This is a genomic window from Pseudomonas sp. GW821-FHT03C07 (assembly GCF_059420925.1).
The window spans coordinates 46836-73471 of record NZ_JBWKUQ010000014.1 but is presented as its reverse complement, the minus strand read 5'-3'; the positions used below and the strand labels follow the sequence as shown (position 1 = coordinate 73471).

The window sequence follows — 26636 nt, the reverse complement described above, 5'->3', positions numbered from 1 at the left end:
TCCTTAAATTCGGTTTCAGGTGCGCGAAGGCGTTAAACAGTAAAGGCATCTTGCAGCAGTTTTTCCTGCTGCTCAGCGTGCATCGATGCATAACCACAAGCCGGTGCGGCAGAGGCGTCACGGCCGGCGTACTCAAGTACCAGCGACTTGTTGTGCCCGCCAACGATGCGACGCATGTGATGCTGACTGCTGTACCAGGCGCCCTGGTTCATCGGTTCTTCCTGACACCAGACGATGTGCTTGAGGTTCTTGTACGGTGCCAGGACTTCGATCAGGTCGTCTTCCGGGAACGGATACAGTTGCTCGATACGCACGACAGCGATGTCGTCACGGCCTTCGGTACGACGTTTTTCCAGCAGGTCGTAGTAAACCTTGCCGCTGCACAGAATCAGACGACCGACCTTTTTCGGGTCCTGGGCATCGATTTCCGGGATAACGGTCTGGAACGAACCTTCGGCCAGATCTTCCAGCGTGGAGATGGCCAGCTTGTGACGCAGCAGCGACTTGGGTGTCAGCACGATCAGCGGCTTGCGCAGCGGACGGATGACTTGACGACGCAGCAGGTGGTAGATCTGTGCCGGGGTAGTCGGCACGCAGACCTGGACGTTGTGCTCGGCGCACAGCTGCAGGTAGCGTTCCAGACGAGCCGAGGAGTGCTCCGGCCCCTGACCTTCATAACCGTGCGGCAGCAGCATGGTCAGACCGCACAGACGGCCCCACTTGTGCTCGCCACTGGTGATGAACTGGTCGACAACCACCTGGGCACCGTTGGCGAAGTCGCCGAACTGGGCTTCCCAGATCACCAACGCTTCCGGCGTGGTGGTCGAGTAACCGTATTCGAACGCCAGCACCGCTTCTTCGGACAGGAACGAGTCGTACAGATCGAAGCGCGGCTGACCTGCGTACAGGTTCTGCAACGGGATGTAGGTGCCCGCGTCTTTCTGGTTGTGCAGCACGGCATGACGGTGCGAGAACGTACCACGGCCGATGTCCTGGCCGGTCATGCGGATCGGGTGACCTTCGAACGCCAGGGTCGCGTACGCCATGGTTTCGGCGTAACCCCAGTTGATCGGCAGGCCGCCGGCTTGCATCTTCTGCCGGTCTTCGTAGATCTTCGCGACCTGACGCTGGACCACGAAGCCTTCCGGGATTTCCAGCAGCTTGGCGGACAATTCCTGCAGGGTCTTCAGATCGAAGCGGGTGTCGTGACGTGCGGTCCACGCGTGACCCAGGTAAGGGCGCCAGTCGACGAACAACTCCTTGTTCGGTTCCTTGACCAGGCTTTTTACCACGTGCAGACCGTTGTCCAGGGCGTTGCGGTATTCGTCGACTTTCGCCTGGACACGCGCTTCATCCAGGACCTTGGACTGAACCAGGCGCTCGGCGTACAGCTCACGGGTGGTGCGCTGCTTGGTGATCTGCTGATACATCAACGGCTGGGTGCCGCTCGGCTCATCCGCTTCGTTGTGACCACGACGACGGTAGCAGACCAGGTCGATCACCACGTCGCGCTTGTACTGCATGCGGTAGTCGATGGCCAGCTGGGTCACGAACAGGACGGCTTCCGGATCATCGCCATTCACATGGAGGATCGGCGCCTGGATCATCTTCGCAACGTCGGTGGCGTACTCGGTGGAGCGCGAGTCCAGCGGGTTGCTGATGGTGAAACCGACCTGGTTGTTGATCACGATGTGCACGGTGCCGCCGGTCTTGAAACCGCGGGTCTGCGACATCTGGAAGGTTTCCATGACCACGCCTTGCCCTGCGAACGCAGCGTCACCGTGGAGGGAAATCGGCAGAACCTTGTCACCGGTCGCATCGTTGCGACGGTCCTGACGGGCGCGAACCGAACCTTCGACCACCGGGGAAACGATTTCCAGGTGGGACGGGTTGAACGCCATTGCCAGGTGAACTTCACCGCCGGTGGTCATCACGTTGGACGAGAAGCCCTGGTGGTATTTCACGTCACCGGAACCCAGCTCGACCTTCTTCTTGCCTTCGAACTCGTCGAACAGCTCGCGCGGGTTCTTGCCGAAGGTGTTGACCAGTACGTTCAGACGGCCACGGTGGGCCATGCCGATGACGATTTCCTTGGTGCCGTAGGAACCGGAACGCTGGATCAGCTCATCGAGCATCGGAATCAGGCTCTCGCCACCTTCCAGGCCGAAACGCTTGGTGCCCGGGTACTTGGTGCCCAGGTACTTTTCCAGGCCTTCGGCGGCGGTGACGCGCTCGAGCAGATGGCTCTTGATGTCCGCGGAGAAGGTTGGACGGCCGCGCACGCTTTCCAGACGCTGCTGGAACCAGTGGCGTTGCTCGGAGTCGACGATGTGCGTGAATTCAGCGCCGATGGTGCGGCAATATGTCTGCTGCAACGCTTCGTGAATTTCGCGTAGGCTCGCTTCCTCTTTGCCGATGAACAGGTCGCCGGCACGGAAGGTCGTATCAAGATCGGCATTGGTCAAGCCGTAATGATTGATCGACAGGTCTGCGGGTGCAGGACGCTGCCACAGTCCCAGCGGGTCGAGCTGGGCTGCTTGGTGGCCACGCATCCTGTAGGCCTGGATCAATCGCAGCACTTCAACCTGCTTCTTCTCGTGCTCACTGCTCACGCTGCCGGCAGAAACCGGTTGGGCGCGGCGCTGGTTCTTTGCCAGCAAGACGAAATGATCGCGGATTGTCGAGTGCGAAACATCGGTGGCAGCGTTGCCGTCAGCGGGCAACGTCTGAAATTTGGTGCGCCACTCTTCTGGCACAGCGTTAGGGTCGTGCAGGTAGAGCTCGTAGAGCTCTTCCACATAGGCAGCGTTACCACCTGAAAGATAGCCGCTGTTCCACATGCGCTGCATCACGCTTTCTTGCATGCTTGGTCACCCTCGGTTAGGGGACACCATCGACGAAAACACCACGCACACTTGCAACAGTCCGAATGCAGCGACCAAAACAAGCCACTTGGGATCACGCTGATAGTCCGGGTACCAGCCCGGATGCCCCTGCTGGTCTCATTTCTTCAAAAATAAGAGCCACAGCTTTATGAGCCGTTGCTCTGGTTATAGCCGGGGCGCGGGTTGAAGCCCGCGCCCTGGCCTTTCTACGGTTACAGCGGTAGCACTTTTACAACAGCCAGGTTACAGCCGCTGAATCACACGCCGCTTTGCAGCAGCATGTTACGGATGTGACCGATGGCCTTGGTCGGATTCAAGCCTTTCGGACAAACGTTGACGCAGTTCATGATCCCGCGGCAGCGGAACACGCTGAACGGGTCATCCAGCGAAGCCAGGCGCTCGCTGGTCTTGGTGTCGCGGCTGTCTGCCAGGAAGCGGTACGCTTGCAGCAGGGCGGCCGGGCCCAGGAACTTGTCGGGGTTCCACCAGAAGGACGGGCAGGAAGTCGAGCAGCAAGCGCACAGGATGCACTCGTACAGACCGTCCAGCTTCTCGCGCTCTGCCGGCGACTGCAGACGCTCGATGGCCGGGGCCGGCGTGTCGTTCTGCAGGAATGGCTTCACCTTCTCGTATTGCTTGTAGAAGATGCTCATATCGACGACCAGGTCACGGATCACCGGCAAACCAGGCAGCGGACGTACCACCAGCTTGTTGCCCTTGACCACGGCGGACAGCGGCGTGATGCACGCCAGGCCGTTCTTGCCGTTGATGTTCATGCCATCGGAACCGCACACGCCTTCACGGCACGAGCGACGATAGGAGAAACCTTCGTCCTGTTCCTTGATCAGGGCCAGAACGTCCAGCACCATCAAGTCCTTGCCACCGGTGTCGACCTGGAAAACCTGGGTTTTCGGCGCCGAATCGGTGTCCGGGTTGTAACGATAAACTTCGACTTGCAACATATCGATCACCCTTTAGTAAGTCCGGACTTTTGGTTCGAAAGTCGGAACGGTCTTCGGCGAGAAGTTAACGGCACGCTTGGTCACGCGCTTCTCACCCGGGAAGAACAGGGTATGGCACAGCCAGTTTTCGTCGTCGCGCTCTTCGAAGTCTTCACGGGCATGGGCGCCGCGGGACTCTTTGCGATGCTCAGCGGCAATCGCCGTGGCTTCGGCCACTTCCAGCAGGTTTTGCAGCTCGAGGGCTTCGATACGCGCGGTGTTGAAGGCCTGAGACTTGTCGTTGATCTTGACGTTGGCGATACGCTCGCGCAGGCCAGCCAACTGAGCGATACCCTTCTGCATGTATTCGCCGGTACGGAATACACCGAAGTAGTTCTGCATGCAGCTTTGCAGCTCGCGACGCAGGGTGGCGACGTCTTCGCCGTCGGTGCGCTCGTTCAGAGCGGACAGACGTGCCAGTGCCGCCGTGATGTCGGCGTCGGTGGCGTCGTCGTAGTCGATACCGTCGCTCAGGGCTTTTTCCAGGTGCAGGCCGGCCGCACGACCGAAGACCACCAGGTCGAGCAGCGAGTTGCCGCCCAGACGGTTGGCGCCGTGAACCGATACGCAGGCCACTTCACCGACCGCGAACAGGCCCGGGATAATGGTGTCGACGCCGTTGGCGTCCTGAGTCATCGCCTGACCGTGGATGTTGGTGGGAACACCACCCATCATGTAGTGGCAGGTTGGGACAACCGGAACTGGCGCAACGACCGGGTCAACGTGAGCGAAGGTCTTGGACAGTTCGCAGATACCTGGCAGGCGGCTGTGCAGCACTTCCTCGCCGAGGTGGTCGAGCTTGAGCAGCACGTGGTCGCCGTTCGGGCCACAGCCGTTGCCGGCGATGATTTCCTTGACCATCGAACGTGCTACCACGTCACGACCGGCCAGGTCTTTCGCGTTCGGCGCATAACGCTCCATGAAACGCTCGCCGTGCTTGTTGATCAGGTAACCGCCTTCACCGCGGCAACCTTCGGTGACCAGTACACCGGCGCCGGCGATGCCGGTCGGGTGGAACTGCCACATTTCGATGTCTTGTACCGGCACGCCAGCACGCAGAGCCATGCCGACGCCGTCACCGGTGTTGATCAGGGCATTGGTGGTGGACGAGTAGATACGACCGGCACCACCGGTGGCCAGGACGGTAGCCTTGGCGCGGATGTAGCTAGTTTCGCCGGTTTCGATGCAGATGGCGATCACACCGACGAACGCGCCGTCCTGGTTCTTCACCAGATCGACCGCGTAGTACTCGTTCAGGAACACGGTGCCGGCTTTCAGGTTGCCCTGATAAAGGGTGTGCAGCAGCGCGTGACCGGTACGGTCGGAAGCGGCACAGGTACGTGCAGCCTGACCGCCTTTACCGTAATCCTTCGACTGACCGCCGAATGGACGCTGGTAGATACGACCCTGCTCGGTACGCGAGAACGGCATGCCCATGTGGTCCAGCTCGTAAACCGCAGCCGGGCCTTCCTGACACATGTATTCGATAGCGTCCTGGTCACCGATATAGTCGGAACCCTTGACGGTATCGTACATGTGCCAGCGCCAGTCATCGTTCGGGTCGGCCGAAGCGATGGCGCAGGTGATGCCACCCTGAGCGGATACGGTGTGCGAACGGGTCGGGAACACCTTGGTGATCACGGCAGTCTTGTGACCGCCCTCGGCCAGTTGCAGTGCGGCACGCATGCCCGCGCCGCCGCCACCAATGATGATGGCGTCGAAAGAAATCGTTGGAATGTTAGCCATGAATCAGATACCCCAGAGAATCTGCACACCCCAGACGAAGTACGCGAACATCGCAACGCCGCACACTGCCTGGAAAAGGAAACGCACTGCTGTCGCGGACTTGCCCAGCGCCATCGGCGTCAGGTAGTCGGTCGAAATGGTCCACATGCCGACCCAGGCGTGAGCGCCCAGGGCCACCAGGGCCAGCAGACTGAAGATGCGCATCCCGTTGTGGGCGAACAGGCCGTGCCACTGGGCGTAGCCCAGGCCAGGGTTCGCGACGACGTATCCGATCAGAAAAATGAAATAAGCCGCGAGAACGACGGCAGACACGCGCTGCGCCATCCAGTCGTAGAGGCCCGAACGCGATAGGTTCGTAACGCTGGTTACCATATCCAAACTCCCGCCAGAACGATCAGCACCACGGAAATGGCGATGACGATTTTCGAGCCCAGCTTGCCGCCTTCCAGCGTTTCACCGATGCCCATATCCATGATCAGATGGCGCACGCCAGCCACCATGTGATACAGCAAGGCGGACAGAAGCCCCCATCCAACGAACTTGGCCAGCGGGCTGGTCAAGCACGCCTTCACCTCGGCGAAACCTTCCTCCGAACCCAGGGATTTGCTCAATGCGTACAGCATGAAGCCCAGGCCGAGGAACAGGATGATGCCGGATACACGGTGAAGAAACGACGTAACGCCGGTTATGGGGAGTTTGATGGTCCTTAGGTCTAGGTTTACAGGTCGTTGGCTTTTCACGGCTTTTTTTTCACTGATGAGCCCTAACGATCAGGGCAAAGTTGTTGGGCAAGTGCACTGGTCAGGTACCCACCACCCAGGGAGTGACGACCCCCAGTAAAACAGGCCCAAAAGCCCCTGGCGGTCGGCTGCCGAGTATAGACAGTTAGGCTACTAATGACAACGCAAAGGACTACCCCTAATAGCGCATTGCGTTAGTAGGATAAAAGGCGTAAATAGCCGTCAATTTCGAGGAAAAGCTCCGCCCAAAGCCGCCTACGACAAGACTTTTGGCAAATTGACATTCAAATTTATCTCACTATAGTGGTGCGGGCCCTGCGTGGGGGGCCTGTCTGATGATTTCAAGCATAAATAGGAGGCCACATGGCTGACAAAAAAGCGCAGTTGATCATCGAGGGCGCAGCCCCCGTCGAGCTGCCCATTTTAACCGGCACCGTTGGTCCCGATGTAATCGACGTGCGGGGCCTGACGGCCACGGGCCGGTTCACATTCGACCCTGGCTTCATGTCGACCGCTTCCTGCGAGTCGAAGATCACCTATATCGACGGCGATAACGGCATTCTGCTGCACCGCGGCTACCCGATCGAGCAACTCGCCGAGAAATCGGACTACCTGGAAACCTGCTACCTGCTGCTCAACGGCGAACTGCCGACGGTCGAGCAGAAGGCCCAGTTCGTCAGCACCGTGAAGAATCACACCATGGTGCACGAGCAGTTGAAGACCTTCTTCAACGGCTTCCGTCGCGACGCCCACCCGATGGCCGTGATGTGCGGCGTGGTCGGTGCCCTGTCGGCGTTCTACCACGACTCGCTGGACATCAATAACGCCCAGCACCGCGAGATTTCCGCCATTCGCCTGGTCGCCAAGATGCCGACCCTGGCCGCGATGGTGTACAAGTACTCCATGGGCCAGCCCATGATGTACCCGCGCAACGACCTGTCGTACGCGGAAAACTTCCTGCACATGATGTTCAACACCCCGTGCGAGATCAAACCGATCAGCCCGGTGCTCGCCAAGGCCATGGACCGGATCTTCATCCTCCATGCCGACCACGAGCAGAACGCCTCGACCTCCACCGTGCGCCTGGCGGGCTCTTCGGGTGCCAACCCGTTCGCCTGTATCGCCGCCGGTATCGCCGCGCTCTGGGGCCCTGCCCATGGCGGCGCGAACGAAGCGGTCCTGACCATGCTCGATGAAATCGGCGATGTCTCGAACATCGACAAGTTCATCGCCAAGGCCAAGGACAAGAACGATCCGTTCAAGCTGATGGGCTTCGGTCACCGGGTCTACAAGAACCGCGACCCACGCGCCACCGTGATGAAGCAGACCTGCGACGAAGTCCTCCGAGAGCTGGGCATCAACAACGATCCGCAGCTGGAACTGGCCATGCGTCTCGAAGAGATCGCCCTGACCGATCCGTACTTCATCGAGCGCTCGCTGTACCCGAACGTCGACTTCTACTCGGGGATCATCCTCAAGGCGATCGGCATCCCGACCAGCATGTTCACCGTGATCTTCGCCCTGGCGCGGACCGTGGGCTGGATCTCCCACTGGAAGGAAATGCTCTCCAGCCCGTACAAGATTGGCCGTCCGCGCCAGCTGTACACCGGCTACGAGTCGCGTGACATCACCAAGCTGGAAGACCGCAAGTAACAGCGGCCTTGCAATAGCGTCTTGGCTACACCGGAAACGGCCTCTTGATAGAGGCCGTTTCTGTTTGTGGAGATCCAACGGCTCAATGCCGGCCTTGTAGGAGCGAGCTTGCTCGCGATGGTAGCCGCCACACCGTTAAGCCCCAGATGCCCCGCGTTATCGTTAACGCCCATCGCGAGCAAGCTCGCGCCTACAAGGACCGAGACAGCCCAACAAAAAATGCCCCGGTCTCTCGACCGGGGCATTTTGTTGCAACACAGCTTATCTATAAAGCGTATCCATCCCTCAGTGAGAAACCGCCCCGCTCGCCCCCAACCCAGTCTGCGAACGCACGAATTGCGGGAAGAACAGCGCCCGCTCGTTCTCGGCGGCCGTCGACTTGTCGGTGATGGAGAAGAACCAGATCCCGACGAACGCAATGGCCATCGAGAACAGCGCCGGATACTCATACGGGAAAATGGCTTTCTCGTGATGCATGATCTGCACCCAGATGGTTGGCCCCAGAACCATCAGCCCGACCGCACTGATCAAGCCCATCCAGCCGCCGATCATCGCCCCCCGGGTGGTCAGCTTCTTCCAGTACATGGAAAGCAGCAGCACCGGGAAGTTGCAACTGGCAGCAATGGAGAACGCCAGGCCAACCATGAACGCGATGTTCTGACTTTCGAAGAGGATACCCAGGACGATCGCCAACACGCCGAGGGCGATGGTGGTGATCTTCGAGACACGAATCTCATCCTTTTCGTTGGCCTTGCCCTTCTTGATCACGCTGGCATACAGGTCATGGGACACCGCCGAGGCACCGGCCAGGGTCAGACCGGACACCACCGCGAGGATGGTGGCAAAGGCCACCGCCGAGATAAAGCCAAGGAAGATGTTGCCGCCCACCGCGTTGGCCAGGTGCACCGCCGCCATGTTGTTGCCACCGAGCAACGCGCCCGCCGCATCCTTGAACGCCGGATTGGTGCTGACCAGCAGGATCGCGCCAAAACCGATGATAAAGGTCAGGATATAGAAGTAACCGATGAAACCAGTGGCATACAACACGCTCTTGCGCGCTTCCTTGGCGTCGCTCACGGTGAAGAAACGCATCAGGATATGCGGCAGGCCGGCAGTACCGAACATCAGCGCCAGCCCCAGCGAGAAGGCCGAGACCGGATCCTTCACCAGACCACCGGGGCTCATGATCGCCTCACCCTTGGGGTGAACCTTGATCGCTTCGGAGAACAGGGTGTTGAAGTCGAAGTTGACATGCTTCATCACCATCAGCGCCATGAACGAGGCACCGGACAGCAACAGCACCGCCTTGATGATCTGCACCCAGGTGGTCGCCAACATGCCGCCAAACAGCACATAGAGGCACATCAGGATGCCCACCAGGATCACCGCCACGTAGTAGTCCAGGCCGAACAGCAGCTGGATCAGCTTGCCGGCGCCGACCATCTGGGCGATCAGGTAGAAGGACACCACCACCAGCGAACCGCAGGCCGACAGCGAGCGGATCTGGGTTTGCCCGAGGCGATAGGACGCCACATCGGCAAAGGTGTACTTGCCCAGGTTGCGCAGGCGCTCGGCAATCAGGAACAGGATGATCGGCCAGCCCACCAGGAAGCCGATCGAGTAGATCAGGCCGTCGTAGCCCGAGGCGTAGACCAGCGCGGAAATCCCCAGGAAGGACGCCGCCGACATATAGTCGCCAGCAATCGCCAGACCGTTCTGCAAACCGGTGATCTTGCCGCCCGCCGCGTAGTAGTCGGCGGCCGACTTGTTGCGCTTGGAGGCCCAGTAGGTGATGCACAGGGTTGCGCCGACGAACACCACGAACATCGCGATGGCCGCCACATTGAGAGGTTGCTTGTGCACTTCGCCGGTCAGGGCGTCAGCCGCCAGGACCAGGGGCGCGAAGGCCGAGCCAGCCAATACTGCCAATAGACGCCGGATCATTGTTGGGCCTCCTTGAGAATCGCGTTATTCAGGTCATCGAACTCGCCATTGGCGCGATGCACATAGATGGCCGTCAGGACGAACGCCGAAACGATCAGTCCGACACCCAACGGGATGCCCCAGGTAATGGAAGAGCCAGGACTGAGCTTGGCGCCCAGGATCTGTGGCCCATAGGCGATCATCAGAATGAAAGCCGAGTAAAGCCCGAGCATGATCGCCGAAAGTGTCCAGGCGAAGCGTTCTCGTTTCTTGACCAGCTCCTTGAAGCGGGGGCTGTTTTGAATCGAGAGGTAAATGCTGTCGTTCATTGTTTTTATCCTCGCAGCACAGATGAGTTGGAACATATTCCACTTTAGGCGGCTATCGAATGGATTCCAGACGACCTTAGTATTAGAACGACATTACGGTTTCGCCAGTTTTTGGCCGAATAAGCCCTGAAACCGCCACAAAACCTGTAGATACCGTCTTGACCCTCATCGCGCAAGCGCGATGTTTGGGTCAAAACGCTATCGACCGGCAGGACGCCTCACCTGGCCTCAAGACGCAAAAAGGCCGCATGACGTGCAGTCATGCGGCCTTTTCGGGGTACTACGCGGGGAAGCGGGTTACTTGGTCCACTCGGCTACGCGGTCCGGGTGCTTGGCGACCCAGTCCTTGGCCGCGACGTCCGGCTTGGCGCCGTCCTGGACCGCCAGCATGACTTCGCCGATCTCATCCTTGGAGGCCCACTGGAATTTCTTCAGGAACGCCGCCACTTCCGGCGCCTTGGCTTCCAGGCCCTTGCTGCCGATGCTGTTGACGGTCTCAGCCGCGCCGTAGACGCCTTTCGGGTCGTCCAGGAACCGCAGCTTCCACTTGGCGAACATCCAGTGCGGCACCCAACCGGTGACGGCAATGGATTCGTGCTTCTCTTCGGCACGGGTCAATTCGGCGATCATCGCCGCGCCCGAACTGGCTTGCAGCTTGTAGTCCAGGCCGTAGTCCTTGATCGCCTGGTCGGTCTTGAGCATCACACCCGAACCGGCGTCGATACCGACGATCTTGTTCTTGTAGGTGGTGTCATCCTTCAGGTCGGCGATCGACTTGGCCGTGACGTACTCCGGTACGATCAGGCCGATCTTGGCATCCTTGAAGTTGGGGCCATAGTCGACCACCTTGTCCTTGTTCTTGGCCCAGTATTCACCGTGGGTCACCGGCAGCCAGGCGGAGAGCATGGCATCGAGCTTGCCGGTGGCAACGCCCTGCCACATGATCCCGGTCGCCACAGCCTGCAGCTTCACGTCGTAACCCAACTTCTGCTTGATCACCTCGGCCGCCACGTTGGTGGTGGCAACGCTGTCGGACCAGCCATCGACATAACCGATGGTGATTTCCTTGCCAGCGGCACTCACCAGTGTGGAGCTGATCGCCAGCGCCAGAACGGCACCAGCGCCTAAGAGTCGTCGCATCTTCATCGTTACTTCCCCGAAATGCTGCACCCGACGACTGCCGGGCGACGTCAACGTATTGTTATAGCGCATGGCGCCCCCATCACGCCTCACCCGTAAACCCGTCCGATCATCAGCGGAGTTCTGACGCCCTGATCATCAACCCGACTCGCCCATCGACCTGCTCTGACAGCGACCTCAAGGCAACGAGAAACGACATCAGAACGCCATCAATCGGGGGCTTGAGAAATCCCCCTCGTTTATTGCGCTCGAACTTTGCATGACAAAATACTGCACGGGCCCAAGGCCTGGGGAAATCCGGGTAATATGCGCGGCTTTGTTCCCATACGGCCCGACCATGTCCGCCACTGCCCGTTTCCCGCTCCGCCCCTATTTGTTCGCTTGCCTGCTCGGGCTTCTTGCACTCTGCGGCTTCTGGTATGGCCTCGGCCAGCCGGTGCTGCTGCCCGATGCGGCGACGCCGACGCACAAGCTGCAATGCGCCTCCTATACCCCGTTCGCCAAGGACCAATCGCCGTTCGACCAACCGTTCAAGCCACGTCTTGAACGCATGGAGGCTGACCTGGCACTGCTGGCGACGAACTTCGAGTGCATTCGCACCTACTCCATGACCGGCCTCGAAGCCCTGCCGGACCTGGCACGCAAGCACGGTTTGAAGATGATGATCGGCGCCTGGGTCAGCAGCGATCCCGTGGCCACTGAACAGGAAGTCGATGCCCTGATCGCCTCGGCCAACGCCAACCCCGACGTGGTCAGCGCGGTGATCGTCGGCAACGAAGCCTTGCTGCGCAAGGAAGTGACCGGCGACCAACTGGTCAAGCTGATCCAGAAGGTCAAGGCCCATGTGAAGCAGCCGGTCACCTATGCCGACGTCTGGGTGTTCTGGCTCGAGCATCCACAGATCGCCCCCGCCGTGGACTTCCTGACCATTCACCTGCTGCCGTACTGGGAAGACGAACCCTCGAGCATCGACCGCGCGCTCGAACATGTCGCCCAGGTCCGCGAGGTGTTCGGCAAGCAGTTCGCGCCCAAGGACATCCTGATCGGCGAAACCGGCTGGCCGAGCGAAGGCCGCCAGCGCGAAACCGCCCTGCCGAGCCGGGTCAACGAAGCCCGCTTCATTCGTGGTTTTGTCACCCTGGCCGAGCAGAACGGCTGGCACTACAACCTGATCGAGGCCTTCGACCAGCCGTGGAAACGCGGTAGCGAAGGCGCTGTCGGCGGTTACTGGGGCCTGTTCGATGCCGATCGCCAGGACAAGGGGGTGTTGGCCGGTGCGGTTTCGAACTTGCCGCATTGGCCGCAGTGGCTGGGGTTCGGTGGGCTGATTTTCCTCGGCACCTTGCTGATCGCCGGACGGGTCCGCAGCACGCGGGCGGCGCTGCTGCTACCGCTGTTGGGAGCACTGGCGGGTTGTTCCATCGGTGCCTGGGGCGAGTTGGCGCGGGTGACCAGCCGGTTTCCCGGCGAGTGGATCTGGGCCGCCCTGCTGCTGGCGCTGAACCTGTTGGTGCTGGCCCATGCCACGTTGACCCTCGGCAGCCAGGCCGGCGGGCGGGCGGGCCTGTGCAAATGGCTGGAACAACGCGCTGGCTGGTTGCTGGCGGGTGCCGGCTTTGCCGCGGCGGTGATGATGCTGGAGCTGGTGTTCGATCCACGCTACCGCAGCTTCCCGAGCGCGGCCTTGCTGTTGCCGGCGCTGGTATTCCTGGTGCGGCCGGTCCGTGGTCCGCGTCGGGAGCTCGGTCTGCTGGCGCTGATCATCGGCGCCGGCATTGCCCCGCAGCTGTATCGCGAGGGCCTGGCCAACCAGCAGGCCTGGGGCTGGGCGTTGGTCAACGGGCTGATGGTGGCCGCCCTGTGGCGCAGCATGCGGGTTTGTAAATAACCGGAAAGCCTTGCTTCAGGGCTCGACGCTATTGCGCGCTGAAACACCACCCTGTGGGAGCAGGCTTGCCGGCGATGAGGCCCGCAAGCCTTGCACTGCCCATAAGGACGCCATCGCCAGCAAGCCGGCTTCCACAATGACCGTGTTGAGCGTAACGATGAGACAAAGGTCAAGACGGTCTCTACCGCGCCATCAAGCCGCCCGCACCAACCGCAACCCCGCAATCACCAACGCAAACACCGCCAGGCTGGTGTTGTACAACGCCAGCGCCGGAAATCCGGCCAGCAGCGCCAATACCGCCAAGCCTCGGCCCAAACGCCCCGGCGCGACAAACGCCAGCAGCGCCGCGACCAACGCCGTCCAGCCCAGCGCCTTGAAGTGGATCAACCAGCCCAGGCTGGAACGCGCCTGGCACTGCCAACGCAATGCCTCATCCACGCACGCCCCGACCCACTGCCCGTCCTCCATCAACCCGTAGCGCACGCCATAACTGGCAGCCAGCCACAACGGCAGGAGAATAAGCAGCAGGACCAGCGGCAAACGGCGAGACATGGACAACTCCGATAAGCGAAAACGGCGACCAGCATAATCGCCACAACCACCTATGCAAGCGCTCGCCACACTTAACTGCTCGGCAAACTGCGGCAAAGTGTATCGTTGCCAAGGAAATATCCCTGGCAACCCCGTCTAAAATGCTTTTTTAGTGTCGGAACATGGCACTTCGGCAGTACCCCGGTGGTCATAGCCTGCGAACCTCATTCAGTGCTTTCCTTCAAAGGGATGTAGTCATGCTCCGTTCTCTACGCCTCGCTGCCTTTATCGGCGGTCTCATTTTGAGTGCGTCCGCCCTGGCAGTCGATGTCGACGCCGCCAGCTATGGCTACCCGTTGACCAACCCATTCGAAGCGACCATCGCCACCACGCCACCGGCCCTGCGTCCAACACTGCCCGATGACGACGACATCCACCAAGCCGACTACAACCTCAAGCTGCGCCCCGAACGCGACTTCATCCTCCCGGACAATTTCTGGGCGGTAAAAAAACTCACCTACCGCCTGGCCCGGCAGGATCACCCGGCGCCGCTGATCTTCCTGATCTCCGGCACCGGCGCACGCTATGACAGCAGCATCAACGAATACCTGAAGAAGCTCTATTACCAGGCCGGCTACCACGTCGTGCAGTTGTCGTCGCCCACCAGCTTCGACTTCATGAGCGCCGCCTCGCGCTTCGCCACCCCCGGCATCAGCCAGGAAGACGCCGAGGACATGTACCGGGTCATGCAGGCGGTGCGTGCCCAGCAACCGAAATTGCCGGTGACCGAGTACTACCTCACCGGCTACAGCCTCGGCGCCCTCGACGCGGCCTTTGTCAGCAAACTGGATGAAACCCGGCGCAGCTTCAACTTCAAGAAAGTCCTGCTGCTCAATCCGCCGGTCAACCTCTACACCTCGGTCACCAACCTGGACAAGCTGGTCCAGACCGAGGTCAAGGGCATCACCAATACCACCTCCTTCTATGAACTGGTGCTGGCCAAGCTGACCCGTTACTTCCAGCAGAAGGGCTACATCGACCTCAACGACGCCCTGCTCTACGACTTCCAACACTCCAAGCAACATCTGAGCAACGAACAGATGGCCATGCTGATCGGCACCACCTTCCGCTTTTCGGCGGCGGACATCGCCTTCACCTCGGACCTGATCAACCGCCGCGGCCTGATCACCCCACCGAAGTACCCGATCAGCGAAGGCACCAGCCTTACGCCAATGTTCAAGCGTGCCCTGCAATGCGATTTCGACTGCTACCTGACCGAGCAGGTGATCCCGATGTGGCGGGCCCGCAGCGACGGCGGCAGCCTGCTGCAACTGATCGACCAGGTCAGCCTCTACGCGCTCAAGGACTACCTGCACGACAGCCCGAAAATCGCCGTGATGCACAACGCCGACGACGTCATCCTCGGCCCTGGCGACCTCGGTTTCCTGCGCAGCACCTTTGGCAATCGCCTGACGGTCTACCCCCATGGCGGTCACTGCGGCAACCTCAATTACCGCGTCAACGCCGACGCCATGCTGGAGTTCTTCCGTGGCTAAATCTCTTTTGTTGCTCGCCGCCTTGCTCTGCGCAACCCCTGCCCTGGCCGACAACAGCAAAGCCCACGACTCCGTGGTGCCGGACGCGGACGGCTTCACCGAACCGTTGAAAAAGCTCAAGTTCAACCCGGGCCTGGACCAGCGTGAATTCGAACGCTCGACCCTCAACGCCCTGAGTGTCTACGACCCGTTGGAGTCCTGGAACCGCCGGGTCTACCACTTCAACTACCGCTTCGACGAATGGGTATTTCTGCCAGCGGTCGATGGTTACCGCTACGTCACGCCAACCTTCCTGCGCGAGGGCGTGAGCCACTTCTTCAGTAACCTGGGAGATGTTTCCAACCTGCTCAACAGCCTGTTCCAGTTCAAGGGCAAGCGGGCACTGGAAACCACCGGGCGCCTGTTGCTCAACACCACCATCGGCGTCGCCGGCCTGTGGGATCCAGCGACCAGGATGGGCCTGCCACGGCAGACCGAAGACTTCGGCCAGACCCTCGGTTTCTATGGCGTGCCGGGCGGGGCGTACCTGGTGCTGCCGTTCTTCGGACCGTCGAACCTGCGCGATACCGGTGGCCTGGTATTCGACTTCGCCGCCGAATCACAGATCAACTTCCTCAATGTTTCGCAGGTCAGCTCGGACCATCCGGAAATCTATCTGCTGGAGGCCATCGACAAGCGCTACACCACCAGCTTCCGTTATGGCCAGTTGAACTCGCCGTTCGAATACGAGAAAGTCCGCTACGTGTACACCGAGGCGCGCAAGTTGCAGATCGCCGAATAAGCCCGGAGATTATCGGGACGGCGTGCATCTCCCCCTGTAGGAGCCAGCTTGCTGGCGATGGTGGCCGAGGCACCGCGGGGCGTCAGGTTTGTCGGGTTATCGTTGACGACCATCGCCAGCAAGCTGGCGCCTACAGGGACGCGGTGCTCTCGGGATTGTCGATAAACAGGCTCAACAAGGACTCAAGCATGTACCAGCTGATCGCTACCGACCTGGACGGCACCCTGCTGTTACCGAACGACCGCATCGGCGACTATTCGCATGGGGTGCTCCAGCGTCTGCTGGAGGCCGGCAAGCACGTGGTCATCGCCACCGGGCGCAGCCAGCCCGATGTCGAGGCGATCCTGCGGCCCTATGGTTTGTCGGTTCACCTGATCACCGCCAACGGCGCGCGGATCAGCAGTGCCTGCAAGACCTTCGACACCAGCGAGCACCTGCCACCGCAGGTCGTGCGGACACTGCTGGACGCCACCCGCCACAACCCGAAGCTGGTGACCAACCTGTATTGCCAATCCCGCTGGTTCACCAACGCCGATAGCCAGCAACTGAAGCAGTTCAAGCAGAACCTGGGCTTCCCGCCCACGGTCGTGGGGATCGACGAGTTCCCGATCGAGGTGGTGGAGAAGATCTTCTTTATCCACCAGGACCACGACCACGAAGCCCTGGCGAGTCTCGATGAACAGCTCAAGGCCCGGGTCGGCGATCAGGTGCACAGCACCTTTTCCTCGCCCTGGTGCCTGGAAATGATGGCCGCCAGCGTATCCAAGGGCAGTGCCCTGAAGAAACTCGCGGACTTCCTGCAAGTGCCACTGAGCCAATGCATCGCGTTCGGCGACGGGATGAACGATGTCGAGATGCTCTCGAGCATCGGCAAGGGCCTGGTGATGGGGACGGCTCACGCCAAGGTGTTCCAGGCCCTGCCGGGGCATGAAACCCTGGGCAGTTGCAGCGAGGAATCGGTGGCCCGCTATCTGGCGGCGAATCTGCTGCCGGCCCAAGACACAGACTGAACACGGTCCCTTGTAGGAGCCAGCTTGCTGGCGATGGCGTCCACCTGGACGCCACAAGACTCAAGGGCCCCATCGCTGCGATGCGGCGTCCCGACAAGCCCGCTCCCACAAGGGTTGTGTGGTGTTCTCAGGTCAGCGCCGACGCCGTCTGCGCCAGCAGCGAAACCTGCGGCAACCCCAAGAACCGGCACAGCTCCTCGCGCTTGGCCAGCGCATCGCGACGCCCCAGCTCGATCAGTTCGCTGCAATAAGACGCCTCGAACAACAGGTAACTCAACACCCCCGCGCCACTGGTCCGGGTCGCCCCCGGCCCACGCAGGAAAAAGCGCAACGCCGCCGGCAATTCATGCCGATGGCGTGCGGCGATTTCATCGATCGGCTGACTCGGCGCGATCACCAGCACATCCACCGGCGCCAAGCCCAAGCTACTCGGTTGGGGCGGCAACAGCCGGCTGAACTGATTCAAGCGCTGCAACAACTCAATATCGCTTTCCAGGCTGTCGATGAAGGTGCTGTTGAGCATATGCCCACCGATCTGCGCCAGACTCGGCTGCTGCCCGCTATAAGTCCGCTCGGTGGCGGTGTCGACACCCCGCGGGTTGCCGCTGACCCCCACCACCAACACCCGGGTCGCCCCCAGATGCAACGCCGGACTGATCGGCGCCGACTGGCGCACCGCACCGTCACCGAAATACTCCTGGCCGAGCTTGACCGGAGCAAACAGCAGCGGTATCGCCGAACTGGCCAGCAAATGCTCGACGCTCAACCGGGTCGGCACACCGACCCGCCGATGGCGCAACCAGGAGTCAATGGCGCCCTTCCCCTGATAGAAGGTCACCGCCTGGCCGGACTCATAGCCAAACGCGGTGATTGCCACGGCGTGCAAACGCTGTTGCTCGATGGCATGGTCGATACCCGGCAGGTGCAACTTGTCATTGAGCAGATCGCGCAAGGGTGAACTGTCGAGCAGCGCCACCGGGACCTGCGTGCCCAGGCCCAGCAGGCTGTGGCCGACAAAACGGCTGGCCTGGCGGATCACTCCCGGCCAGTCGCTGCGCAACACCAGGTGGCTGCGAAAGCCCTGCCAGAACGCGGTCAGGCGTTCGATCGCCGCGGTAAAGTCCATCGCCCCGCTGGCCAGGCTGACCGCATTGATCGCGCCGGCCGACGTGCCGACGATCACTGGAAATGGATTGACTGCTCCCGGCGGCAACAGCTCGGCAATCGCCGCCAGCACCCCCACCTGATAGGCCGCGCGCGCGCCCCCTCCGGAGAGAATCAGACCGGTGACCGGTTCAGCTGGGCTCATCGCGACACTCCGTCAATCAGGAAACTTCCTGATACACCACCCCCGGTCCCCGCCGCAACACCCGGGCAGGTTTATCGGCGCTTTTCGTAGAGCTTGGGTTCACCCGGCGGTCGGCTCTTGAAGCGGCGATGAGCCCAGAGGTACTGCTCCGGGCATTGGCGTAGAACCACCTCGACCCACTGGTTGATCCGCAGGCAGTCGACCTCTTCGGTTTCCCCCGGGAAGTCCCTCAGCGGTGGATGAATCACCAGCCGATAGCCACGGCCGTCGGCCAGGCGCTCCTGGGTAAAGGGTACCACCAGCGCCTTGCCCAGGCGGGCGAACTTGCTGGTGGCGGTGACCGTCGCCGCCGGGATGCCGAACAACGGCACGAACACACTCTGCTTGATCCCGTAGTCCTGGTCCGGCGCGTACCAGATCGCCCGACCGGCGCGCAGTAACTTGAGCATGCCGCGCACGTCATCGCGCTCGACCGCCAGGGAATCCAGGTTGTGCCGCTCGCGGCCACGGCGCTGGATAAAATCGAACAGCGCATTGCTGTGCTCACGGTACATACCGTCGATGGTGTGCCGCTGGCCGAGCAAGGCCGCACCGATTTCCAGGGTGGTGAAATGCAGGGCCATCAGGATCACGCCCTTGCCTTCGCGCTGGGCCTGCTGCAGATGTTCAAGGCCTTCGATATGGGCCAGGCGCGCCAGGCGCGGCTTGGGCCACCACCAACTCATGGCCATTTCGAAGAAGGCGATCCCGGTGGAGGCGAGATTCTTGCGTAGCAGTTGGTCACGCTCGGCGTCGGACAATGCCGGAAAACACAATTGCAGATTGCGCGCGGCAATCGTCCGTCGGTCGGCGGACACCCGGTACATCACCGCACCGAGCAAACGCCCGAGTGACAGCAAGCAGCCGTAGGGCAACTGGACAATCAGCCACAGCAAACCCAACCCCAGCCATAGCAGCCAGTAACGGGGATGAAGAAAAGCAGCTCGAAAACGCGGGCGATCCATGGGTGATTCCGGACAGACAACAGGGCCGCGCATTCTACAACGGTTCGCGGCGGCTTGCGGCCTGAGGGCGTTCTCGTTATAAGTCTCGGCACTTTTAGTGACAAGCTGCGTTATGCCGACCATGAGCCAAACCGAACTGCTAGACCAGGATCCCGTGTTCCAGCTGAAGGGCAGCATGCTCGCCATCACGGTGCTGGAACTGGCGCAGAACAACCTCGACGCCCTCGATCGGCAACTGGCGGCCAAGGTCGCCCAGGCCCCGAACTTCTTCAGCAACACCCCGCTGGTACTGGCGCTGGACAAACTGCCGGACGGCCAGGGACCGATCGACCTGCCCGGGCTGATGCGCGTCTGCCGTCAACACGGCCTGCGCACCCTGGCGATCCGCGCCAACCGTATCGAAGACATTGCCGCCGCGATTGCCATTGACCTGCCGGTGCTGCCACCGTCCGGCGCCCGCGAACGGCCGGTCGACCCGACGGAAGGTCTGGAAAAGAAAGCGCCGGAAAAACCACCCGAGCCGACCATCAAACCGACGAAAATCATCACCTCGCCCGTACGCGGTGGCCAGCAGGTCTACGCCCAGGGCGGCGACCTGGTGGTCATCGCTTCCGTCAGCCCCGGCGCGGAACTTCTGGCCGATGGCAACATCCATGTTTATGGCCCCATGCGCGGTCGCGCCCTGGCCGGCATCAAGGGGGACACCAAGGCGCGGATTTTCTGCCAGCAACTGAGCGCCGAGCTGATCTCGATCGCCGGCCAGTACAAGGTCTCCGAAGATTTGCGCCGCGATCCATTGTGGGGCGCCGGTGTTCAAGTCAGCTTGTCCGGCGACGTGTTGAACATCATCCGGCTTTAACGGATACTTGCCGCCATTTCCAAAATGTCGCCTTCTCGTAGCGAAAACAGCTCGAATGGTGTGGGAAATCGCGAAAGGTAAGAAAAACCCGAGGTACTTCAGACTTTTCCTCGATTCCCAACCGACGCTACACGACTACAGTTATTTTTTTAGTGACGTTCTTCAGGGGCTGAAAGTCCTTTATTCCTTAGGGGTGATACACCTTGGCCAAGATTCTCGTGGTTACATCCGGCAAGGGTGGTGTGGGTAAGACCACCACCAGCGCCGCCATCGGTACCGGCCTCGCGCTGCGGGGCCACAAGACAGTGATCGTCGACTTCGACGTCGGCCTGCGTAACCTCGACCTGATCATGGGCTGTGAGCGTCGCGTGGTGTATGACTTCGTCAACGTTGTCCAGGGCGAAGCCAACCTGCAGCAAGCCCTGATCAAGGACAAGCGCCTGGAAAACCTCTACGTGCTGGCCGCCAGCCAGACCCGGGACAAGGACGCGCTGACCAAGGAAGGCGTGGAAAAAGTCCTGATGGCGCTCAAGGCGGACTTCGAGTTCGTCGTCTGCGACTCCCCGGCGGGTATCGAAACCGGTGCCCACCTGGCCATGTACTTCGCCGACGAAGCCATCGTCGTGACCAACCCCGAAGTGTCCTCGGTACGTGACTCCGACCGTATGCTCGGCCTGCTGGCGAGCAAGTCGCGCCGCGCCGAGAACAACGAAGAGCCGATCAAGGAACACCTGCTGCTGACCCGCTACAACCCCGCGCGCGTCAGCAACGGCGAGATGCTCGGCGTCGAAGACGTCAAGGAAATCCTCGCGGTGACCCTGCTCGGCGTGATCCCCGAATCCCAGGCGGTGCTCAAGGCCTCCAACCAGGGCGTGCCGGTGATTCTCGATGACCAGAGCGATGCGGGCCAGGCCTACAGCGACGCGGTCGACCGACTGCTGGGCAAGACCGTGGAACATCGTTTTCTCGATGTGAAGAAGAAAGGACTCTTCGAGCGCCTGTTTGGAGGCAACTAAGCAATGAACCTTTTTGACTTCTTTCGTGCCAGCAAAAAAGTAAGCACCGCGTCGGTCGCGAAAGAGCGTCTGCAGATCATCGTGGCGCACGAACGCGGCCAACGCAGCACCCCGGATTACCTGCCGGCCTTGCAGAAGGAACTGGTGGAAGTGATCCGCAAGTACGTCAATATCGGATCCGACGACGTACACGTGGCGCTGGAAAACCAGGGCAGCTGCTCGATCCTGGAACTCAATATCACCCTGCCCGATCGTTGATCGATCCGGCCGGAGCCACGGCGGCCCGGAGCCTGTGCTTTTTGTAGGAGCAGAGCTTGCTCGCGAAAGCGATCAATCAGTCGACACTTGAGTCGGCTGTGAAATCCATTCGCGAGCAAGCTCTGCTCCTACAGGAAGGCGCGGGGTGCGGGCCGCCGTTGGCGTTTGTTACGAGACTGTTTTAATGCCGCTGTCCAATATCCGCATCCTCCATCAGGACGCCGCCGTACTGGTGGTGGACAAACCGACCCTGTTGCTCTCCGTCCCCGGCCGGGCTGATGACAACAAGGACTGCCTGATTACCCGTCTGCAGGAAAACGGCTACCCCGAAGCCCGGATCGTCCACCGGCTGGACTGGGAAACCTCCGGGATCATCCTGCTGGCCCGCGACCCGGATAGCCATCGCGAACTGTCGCGACAGTTCCACGACCGGGAAACCGAAAAGGCCTACACCGCACTCTGCTGGGGCCAACCGGAGTTGGACAGCGGCAGCATCGACCTGCCCCTGCGCTACGACCCGCCGACCAAGCCACGCCACGTGGTCGACCACGAGTTCGGCAAACACGCGCTGACCTTCTGGAAAGTCCTGGAGCGTTGCGGCGACTGGTGCAGGGTGGAACTGACCCCGATCACCGGGCGTTCACACCAGTTGCGGGTGCATATGCTGTCCATCGGTCACCCGTTGCTCGGCGATGGCCTGTACGCCCATCCTCAGGCGCTGGCCGCCTGGCCCCGGCTGTGCCTGCATGCGAGCATGCTGAGCTTCACCCACCCGCAAAGCGGCGAACGCCTGCGCTTCGAGTGCCCGGCCCCGTTCTGAGACACTGGGAGTGGCATCGGGGCAAGTCCTGCTTCGGCAACCCGGCACAAACTCCCGGCATTGCCCCGGCCTCTGTAGGAGCTGGCTTGCCGGCGATGGGGCCCGTGAGAACAATGCACACCTCAAGGCCCTCATCGCCGACAAGCTGGCTCCTACAAGATACGGTAAACTCCTGACACTGCTGTCTGGAGCTACTTATGCGCGAAGAGTTGAACCAAGGCCTGATCGACTTCCTCAAGGCCTCCCCCACCCCGTTCCATGCCACTTCCAGCCTGGTTCAGCGCCTGGAAGCGGCGGGTTACCAGCGTCTCGACGAGCGCGAGACCTGGCACACCGAGGCCAACGGTCGCTACTACGTCACCCGCAATGACTCTTCGATTATCGCCATCAAGCTCGGCCGTGCCTCGCCGTTGCTGGGCGGCATCCGCCTGGTCGGCGCCCACACCGACAGCCCGTGCCTGCGGGTCAAGCCGCAACCGGAGCTGCAACGCCAGGGCTTCTGGCAACTGGGGGTCGAAGTCTACGGCGGCGCCCTGCTCGCCCCCTGGTTCGACCGCGACCTGTCGCTGGCCGGGCGCGTGACCTTCCGCCGCGACGGCAAGGTCGAAAGCCAACTGATCGACTTCAAGCTGCCCATCGCCACCATCCCCAACCTGGCGATCCACCTCAACCGCGAGGCCAACCAGGGCTGGGCGATCAATGCGCAGAACGAGCTGCCGCCGATCCTGGCCCAGTTCGCCGGTGACGAACGGGTCGACTTCCGCGCCGTACTGACCGAACAACTGGCTCGCGAACACGGCCTGAATGCCGATGTGGTGCTCGATTACGAGCTGAGCTTCTACGACACCCAGGCCGCCGCGGTCATCGGCCTGAACGGCGACTTTATCGCCGGCGCGCGCCTGGACAACCTGCTGTCCTGCTACGCCGGCCTGCAAGCGCTGCTCAGCGCCGACAGCGAGGAAACCTGCGTGCTGGTCTGCAACGACCACGAAGAGGTCGGTTCCTGCTCCGCCTGCGGCGCCGACGGCCCGATGCTGGAACAGACCCTGCGCCGCCTGCTGCCGGAAGGTGATGAGTTCGTACGGACCATCCAGAAATCCCTGCTGGTTTCGGCGGACAATGCCCACGGCGTGCATCCCAACTATGCCGACAAGCACGACGCCAACCATGGCCCCAAGCTCAATGCCGGTCCGGTGATCAAGGTCAACAGCAACCAGCGCTACGCCACCAACAGCGAAACCGCCGGGTTCTTCCGCCACCTGTGCATGGCCGAGGAAGTGCCGGTGCAAAGCTTCGTGGTGCGCAGCGACATGGGCTGTGGCTCGACCATCGGCCCGATCACCGCCAGCCACCTGGGGGTGCGTACGGTGGATATCGGCCTGCCGACCTTCGCCATGCACTCGATCCGCGAGTTGGCCGGCAGCCACGACCTGGCGCATCTGGTGAAAGTGTTGAGCGCGTTCTACGCCAGCCGCGAGCTGCCATAGGACCTGAAAACAACACAACACCTGTGTAGGAGCTGGCTTGCCAGCGATGAGGCCCTTGAAGCTTGCATCGTTCTTGAAGGCCTCATCGCCGGCAAGCCGGCTCCCACAGTTTTAAACGTCGTCAATCCTCCCTGCTACACATCGACCCCACCCCCGCCAATCCGACCTAGACTCAAGGTATCCCCCCGACCAGGTCGTCGTCATGATCACACCCTTCGCTTTCCACACCATGCTCATTCCCATCGTGGGCGGTATGTTGATGTTGGCCATCGGCTTCAACTTTCGCGAGCGCAACGCCGGGGTCCTGCTGATCTGGGTCGGCATGCTGTTCATCCTCGGCACCGTGGTCTACAAGATCCTCGCCCAACTGAGCGATTAAATGCATTGCCCCCAAGCCTGACGTACACTTCGTCGACCCGTATTGTCCATGGTTGACTGCCCAGTGTTTGCCCGTCTCCTCGCCTTGCCTGCCGTTTTCTTCATCTGTCTGCTGACCCTCCTGCCGCTGCTCAGCGCCAATGCGGCCGGCCTGCCGAGCCTGCTGGCCAGCGCGGAAAAAACCCAGCCGGCCCCCAGCGAGCCCCTGGCGCAATCGCTGGATGAAGTGATCAAGAACCTGGAAAACGACCAGCAACGCGCCAAGCTGCTCAGCGACCTGAAGAAGCTGCGCGACAGCACCAAAAAAGCCCAACCGGCCACCGAGGAAGGCGTGCTGGGGCTGATCGGCAGTACCCTCGCCGGCTTCGAAAAACAGTTTTCCGGGGACGACAGCCCGATCAATCGCTGGTCGGAAGAATTCGACCTGGCCAAGGGCGAACTGCTGGACCTGATGCTACCGGCCAGCGAGTGGGTGCCAATGGTCTTGGCCTTCGCCCTGATCCTGGCGCTCTGGAGTTTCCTTGCCTGGGCCATGATCTGGCTCGGACGCCAAGTGCGCCTGCGCTTCGGCCTCAGCGAAGAGCTGCCACAACACCCGCGTACCGTCGACCTGCTGCGTTTCGCCCTGCGCAAGCTCGGGCCCTGGCTGATCGCCCTGATCATCACCGTGTACATGAGCTACGCCCTGCCCTCGTCCCTGGGCAAGAACCTGGCGATGGTGCTGGCCTATGCCCTGGTGGTCGGCACCTGCTTCTCGGCCATCTGCGTGATCGCCTTCTCCGTGCTCGACGGCCAGCATCGCCATCAGGCCCTGTACATCCTGCGGCGCCAAGCCTTCCGACCGCTGTGGCTGATCGGCAGTTTCGCCGCCTTTGGCGAGGCCCTCAGCGACCCACGGATGATCGCCGGCCTCGGCAGCCACCTGGCGCACACCGCCGCGACCTTTGCCAATGTCATGGCGGCGCTGTCCAGCGGCCTATTCATCCTGCGCTTCCGTCGGCCCATCGCCCACCTGATCCGCAACCAGCCGCTGTCCCGGCGCCTGAACCGCCGCGCCCTGAGCGACACCCTGGCGATCCTCGGCACCTTCTGGTTCGTCCCGGCGCTGATCCTGGTGGCGATCTCGCTGTTCGCCACCTTCATCTCCGCCGGCGATACCAGCACCGCCCTGCGCCAGTCGCTGATCTGCACCGTGCTGGTGGTGTTGTGCATGGTGCTCAACGGACTGGTACGCCGTCACGCCCTCAAGCCCCACCGTGGGCACAAGCGCCACGCCCTATACTCCGAGCGCCTGACCAATTTCGGCTACACCCTGGTGCACCTGGCGGTGTGGCTGGTGTTTATCGAACTGGGTCTGCGGGTCTGGGGTATGTCGCTGATCCGCTTCACCGAGGGCGAGGGCCATGAGGTCAGCGTCAAGCTGTTCAGCCTCGGCGGCACGCTGATCTTCGCCTGGCTGGTGTGGATTCTCAGCGACACCGCCGTGCACCACGCCCTGACCCGCTCGCGCAAAGGCCTGGCGAATGCCCGGGCACAGACCATGATGCCGCTGATCCGCAACGTGCTGTTCGTGGCGATCTTCATCATCGCGCTGATCGTCGCCCTGGCGAACATGGGCATGAACGTCACGCCCCTGCTGGCCGGTGCCGGTGTGATCGGTTTGGCCATCGGTTTCGGTGCGCAGTCGCTGGTGGCGGACCTGATCACCGGCCTGTTCATCATCATCGAGGATTCGCTGGCCATCGACGACTACGTCGACGTCGGCGGCCACCTCGGCACGGTGGAAGGCCTGACCATCCGCACGGTGCGGTTGCGGGATATCGACGGCATCGTCCATACCATTCCGTTCAGCGAGATCAAGAGCATCAAGAACTACTCGCGGGAGTTCGGCTACGCGATCTTCCGGGTGGCGATCCCGTTCAACATGCCGATCGACAATGCGATCAAGCTGATGCGCGATGTTGGCCAGAAGATGCGCACCGACCCGCTGCAACGGCGCAATATCTGGTCGCCGCTGGAGATCCAGGGGGTGGAGAGTTTCGAGTCCGGCAGCGCGATCCTGCGTGCTCGGTTCAAGACCGCGCCGATCAAGCAGTGGGAGGTTTCCCGCGCCTTCAACCTGGCGCTCAAGCGCACCATGGACGAGGCCGGGCTGGATCTGGCGACGCCGCGGTTGAGTGTGCAGGTGGTGACGGCGGGCGGCGATCCGGAAACGGAATCCACGCCGAAATCCTGAGACTGCCACAGCAATCTTGAGTGCTCAGCTGAAATCCTGAGACTGCCACAGCAATCTTGAGTGCTCAGCTGAAATCCTGAGCACAC

General features: G+C 61.4%; 23 protein-coding genes. 12 read left to right on the top strand and 11 right to left on the bottom strand.

The annotated features are described in order from the left end of the window. Nucleotides 1-32 precede the first annotated feature (32 nt). From AC07VG_RS23740 to sdhC, 5 genes are all read right to left on the bottom strand, one after another. Nucleotides 33-2864, bottom strand: coding sequence for a 2-oxoglutarate dehydrogenase E1 component (locus AC07VG_RS23740; RefSeq protein ID WP_495002892.1), 2832 nt, complete (start codon nt 2862-2864; stop codon nt 33-35). Nucleotides 2865-3142: 278 nt separating this feature from the next. Further along, a complete protein-coding gene (locus AC07VG_RS23735; RefSeq protein WP_495002891.1) occupies nt 3143-3847 on the bottom strand; it encodes a succinate dehydrogenase iron-sulfur subunit in 705 nt (234 codons plus the stop codon). A 12-nt stretch (nt 3848-3859) separates the two neighbouring features. Then, the gene (gene sdhA / locus AC07VG_RS23730; protein ID WP_495002890.1) at nt 3860-5632 is read right to left on the bottom strand and encodes a succinate dehydrogenase flavoprotein subunit; all 1773 of its coding nucleotides are present in this window, start codon (nt 5630-5632) and stop codon (nt 3860-3862) included. A 3-nt stretch (nt 5633-5635) separates the two neighbouring features. Then, a complete protein-coding gene (gene sdhD, locus AC07VG_RS23725) occupies nt 5636-6004 on the bottom strand; it encodes a succinate dehydrogenase, hydrophobic membrane anchor protein (RefSeq protein WP_103498762.1) in 369 nt (122 codons plus the stop codon). Beyond that, a complete protein-coding gene (gene sdhC / locus AC07VG_RS23720; protein ID WP_338523070.1) occupies nt 5998-6372 on the bottom strand; it encodes a succinate dehydrogenase, cytochrome b556 subunit in 375 nt (124 codons plus the stop codon). The genes sdhD and sdhC overlap by 7 nt, the downstream gene beginning before the upstream one ends. A 363-nt stretch (nt 6373-6735) precedes the next feature. Between sdhC and gltA the strand changes: the two genes are divergently transcribed. Continuing rightward, the gene (gene gltA, locus AC07VG_RS23715; protein WP_191485189.1) at nt 6736-8025 is read left to right on the top strand and encodes a citrate synthase; all 1290 of its coding nucleotides are present in this window, start codon (nt 6736-6738) and stop codon (nt 8023-8025) included. A gap of 285 nt (nt 8026-8310) precedes the next feature. Here the strand turns inward: gltA and AC07VG_RS23710 are convergent, their stop codons facing one another. The 3 genes from AC07VG_RS23710 to AC07VG_RS23700 all read right to left on the bottom strand — a co-directional run bounded on the left by AC07VG_RS23710 (nt 8311) and on the right by AC07VG_RS23700 (nt 11423). Further along, nucleotides 8311-9969, bottom strand: a complete 1659-nt coding sequence (locus AC07VG_RS23710) for a cation acetate symporter (protein WP_495002889.1) — start codon at nt 9967-9969, stop codon at nt 8311-8313. Further along, nucleotides 9966-10277, bottom strand: a complete 312-nt coding sequence (locus tag AC07VG_RS23705; protein WP_495021975.1) for a DUF485 domain-containing protein — start codon at nt 10275-10277, stop codon at nt 9966-9968. The genes AC07VG_RS23710 and AC07VG_RS23705 overlap by 4 nt, the downstream gene beginning before the upstream one ends. Nucleotides 10278-10574: 297 nt before the next feature. Next, nucleotides 10575-11423, bottom strand: coding sequence for a glycine betaine ABC transporter substrate-binding protein (locus AC07VG_RS23700; protein WP_495002887.1), 849 nt, complete (start codon nt 11421-11423; stop codon nt 10575-10577). A 331-nt stretch (nt 11424-11754) separates the two neighbouring features. Here AC07VG_RS23700 and AC07VG_RS23695 point away from each other — a divergent pair, with 331 nt between their 5' ends. After that, nucleotides 11755-13305 carry a glycoside hydrolase family 17 protein gene (locus tag AC07VG_RS23695; protein ID WP_495021974.1) on the top strand — a complete coding sequence of 517 codons (1551 nt, stop codon included), beginning with the start codon at nt 11755-11757 and terminating at the stop codon, nt 13303-13305. A gap of 192 nt (nt 13306-13497) precedes the next feature. Here the strand turns inward: AC07VG_RS23695 and AC07VG_RS23690 are convergent, their stop codons facing one another. Further along, entirely contained in the window at nt 13498-13857 is a 360-nt protein-coding gene (locus AC07VG_RS23690) for a hypothetical protein (protein WP_495021973.1), read from the bottom strand. A 236-nt stretch (nt 13858-14093) separates the two neighbouring features. Between AC07VG_RS23690 and AC07VG_RS23685 the strand changes: the two genes are divergently transcribed. The 3 genes from AC07VG_RS23685 to AC07VG_RS23675 all read left to right on the top strand — a co-directional run bounded on the left by AC07VG_RS23685 (nt 14094) and on the right by AC07VG_RS23675 (nt 17183). Next, entirely contained in the window at nt 14094-15392 is a 1299-nt protein-coding gene (locus AC07VG_RS23685) for a serine/threonine protein kinase (protein ID WP_495002884.1), read from the top strand. Further along, nucleotides 15385-16173 carry an MlaA family lipoprotein gene (locus AC07VG_RS23680; protein ID WP_495002883.1) on the top strand — a complete coding sequence of 263 codons (789 nt, stop codon included), beginning with the start codon at nt 15385-15387 and terminating at the stop codon, nt 16171-16173. The genes AC07VG_RS23685 and AC07VG_RS23680 overlap by 8 nt, the downstream gene beginning before the upstream one ends. Nucleotides 16174-16361: 188 nt before the next feature. After that, entirely contained in the window at nt 16362-17183 is an 822-nt protein-coding gene (locus AC07VG_RS23675) for a Cof-type HAD-IIB family hydrolase (RefSeq protein WP_495021972.1), read from the top strand. A 127-nt stretch (nt 17184-17310) separates the two neighbouring features. On the opposite strand, the gene AC07VG_RS23670 is transcribed toward AC07VG_RS23675, so the two are convergent. Further along, entirely contained in the window at nt 17311-18492 is a 1182-nt protein-coding gene (locus AC07VG_RS23670; RefSeq protein ID WP_495002881.1) for a patatin-like phospholipase family protein, read from the bottom strand. A gap of 71 nt (nt 18493-18563) precedes the next feature. Then, nucleotides 18564-19496: a lipid A biosynthesis lauroyl acyltransferase gene (locus tag AC07VG_RS23665; protein ID WP_495002880.1), complete on the bottom strand. Its 933-nt coding sequence runs from the start codon at nt 19494-19496 to the stop codon at nt 18564-18566. 121 nt (nt 19497-19617) lie between these two features. On the opposite strand from AC07VG_RS23665, the gene minC reads away from it, so the two are divergent. The 7 genes from minC (at nt 19618) to AC07VG_RS23630 (ending at nt 26550) form a co-directional block, all read left to right on the top strand. Next, a complete protein-coding gene (minC, locus tag AC07VG_RS23660) occupies nt 19618-20355 on the top strand; it encodes a septum site-determining protein MinC (RefSeq protein WP_495002879.1) in 738 nt (245 codons plus the stop codon). A 203-nt stretch (nt 20356-20558) separates the two neighbouring features. Beyond that, on the top strand, nt 20559-21371 hold the full coding sequence (minD, locus tag AC07VG_RS23655) for a septum site-determining protein MinD (RefSeq protein ID WP_495002878.1): 813 nt from the start codon (nt 20559-20561) through the stop codon (nt 21369-21371). Between the two features lie 3 nt (nt 21372-21374). Next, on the top strand, nt 21375-21629 hold the full coding sequence (minE, locus tag AC07VG_RS23650; RefSeq protein ID WP_007898843.1) for a cell division topological specificity factor MinE: 255 nt from the start codon (nt 21375-21377) through the stop codon (nt 21627-21629). Nucleotides 21630-21813: 184 nt separating this feature from the next. Next, nucleotides 21814-22449 carry an RluA family pseudouridine synthase gene (locus AC07VG_RS23645; protein WP_495002877.1) on the top strand — a complete coding sequence of 212 codons (636 nt, stop codon included), beginning with the start codon at nt 21814-21816 and terminating at the stop codon, nt 22447-22449. Between the two features lie 197 nt (nt 22450-22646). Then, a complete protein-coding gene (locus tag AC07VG_RS23640) occupies nt 22647-23936 on the top strand; it encodes a M18 family aminopeptidase (RefSeq protein WP_495002876.1) in 1290 nt (429 codons plus the stop codon). 202 nt (nt 23937-24138) lie between these two features. Beyond that, nucleotides 24139-24315 carry a hypothetical protein gene (locus AC07VG_RS23635; protein ID WP_495002875.1) on the top strand — a complete coding sequence of 59 codons (177 nt, stop codon included), beginning with the start codon at nt 24139-24141 and terminating at the stop codon, nt 24313-24315. 63 nt (nt 24316-24378) lie between these two features. Further along, the gene (locus AC07VG_RS23630; protein ID WP_495021995.1) at nt 24379-26550 is read left to right on the top strand and encodes a mechanosensitive ion channel family protein; all 2172 of its coding nucleotides are present in this window, start codon (nt 24379-24381) and stop codon (nt 26548-26550) included. Nucleotides 26551-26636: the final 86 nt, after the last annotated feature.

Coding starts and splice junctions, on each gene's coding strand:
- AC07VG_RS23740 (WP_495002892.1), bottom strand. CDS start 2,864: ATGCAAGAAAGCGTGATGCAGCGCATGTGGAACAGCGGCTATCTTTCA.
- AC07VG_RS23735 (WP_495002891.1), bottom strand. CDS start 3,847: ATGTTGCAAGTCGAAGTTTATCGTTACAACCCGGACACCGATTCGGCG.
- sdhA (WP_495002890.1), bottom strand. CDS start 5,632: ATGGCTAACATTCCAACGATTTCTTTCGACGCCATCATCATTGGTGGC.
- sdhD (WP_103498762.1), bottom strand. CDS start 6,004: ATGGTAACCAGCGTTACGAACCTATCGCGTTCGGGCCTCTACGACTGG.
- gltA (WP_191485189.1), top strand. CDS start 6,736: ATGGCTGACAAAAAAGCGCAGTTGATCATCGAGGGCGCAGCCCCCGTC.
- AC07VG_RS23710 (WP_495002889.1), bottom strand. CDS start 9,969: ATGATCCGGCGTCTATTGGCAGTATTGGCTGGCTCGGCCTTCGCGCCC.
- AC07VG_RS23705 (WP_495021975.1), bottom strand. CDS start 10,277: ATGAACGACAGCATTTACCTCTCGATTCAAAACAGCCCCCGCTTCAAG.
- AC07VG_RS23700 (WP_495002887.1), bottom strand. CDS start 11,423: ATGAAGATGCGACGACTCTTAGGCGCTGGTGCCGTTCTGGCGCTGGCG.
- AC07VG_RS23695 (WP_495021974.1), top strand. CDS start 11,755: ATGTCCGCCACTGCCCGTTTCCCGCTCCGCCCCTATTTGTTCGCTTGC.
- AC07VG_RS23690 (WP_495021973.1), bottom strand. CDS start 13,857: ATGTCTCGCCGTTTGCCGCTGGTCCTGCTGCTTATTCTCCTGCCGTTG.
- AC07VG_RS23685 (WP_495002884.1), top strand. CDS start 14,094: ATGCTCCGTTCTCTACGCCTCGCTGCCTTTATCGGCGGTCTCATTTTG.
- AC07VG_RS23675 (WP_495021972.1), top strand. CDS start 16,362: ATGTACCAGCTGATCGCTACCGACCTGGACGGCACCCTGCTGTTACCG.
- AC07VG_RS23670 (WP_495002881.1), bottom strand. CDS start 18,492: ATGAGCCCAGCTGAACCGGTCACCGGTCTGATTCTCTCCGGAGGGGGC.
- AC07VG_RS23665 (WP_495002880.1), bottom strand. CDS start 19,496: ATGGATCGCCCGCGTTTTCGAGCTGCTTTTCTTCATCCCCGTTACTGG.
- minC (WP_495002879.1), top strand. CDS start 19,618: ATGAGCCAAACCGAACTGCTAGACCAGGATCCCGTGTTCCAGCTGAAG.
- minE (WP_007898843.1), top strand. CDS start 21,375: ATGAACCTTTTTGACTTCTTTCGTGCCAGCAAAAAAGTAAGCACCGCG.
- AC07VG_RS23645 (WP_495002877.1), top strand. CDS start 21,814: ATGCCGCTGTCCAATATCCGCATCCTCCATCAGGACGCCGCCGTACTG.
- AC07VG_RS23640 (WP_495002876.1), top strand. CDS start 22,647: ATGCGCGAAGAGTTGAACCAAGGCCTGATCGACTTCCTCAAGGCCTCC.
- AC07VG_RS23635 (WP_495002875.1), top strand. CDS start 24,139: ATGATCACACCCTTCGCTTTCCACACCATGCTCATTCCCATCGTGGGC.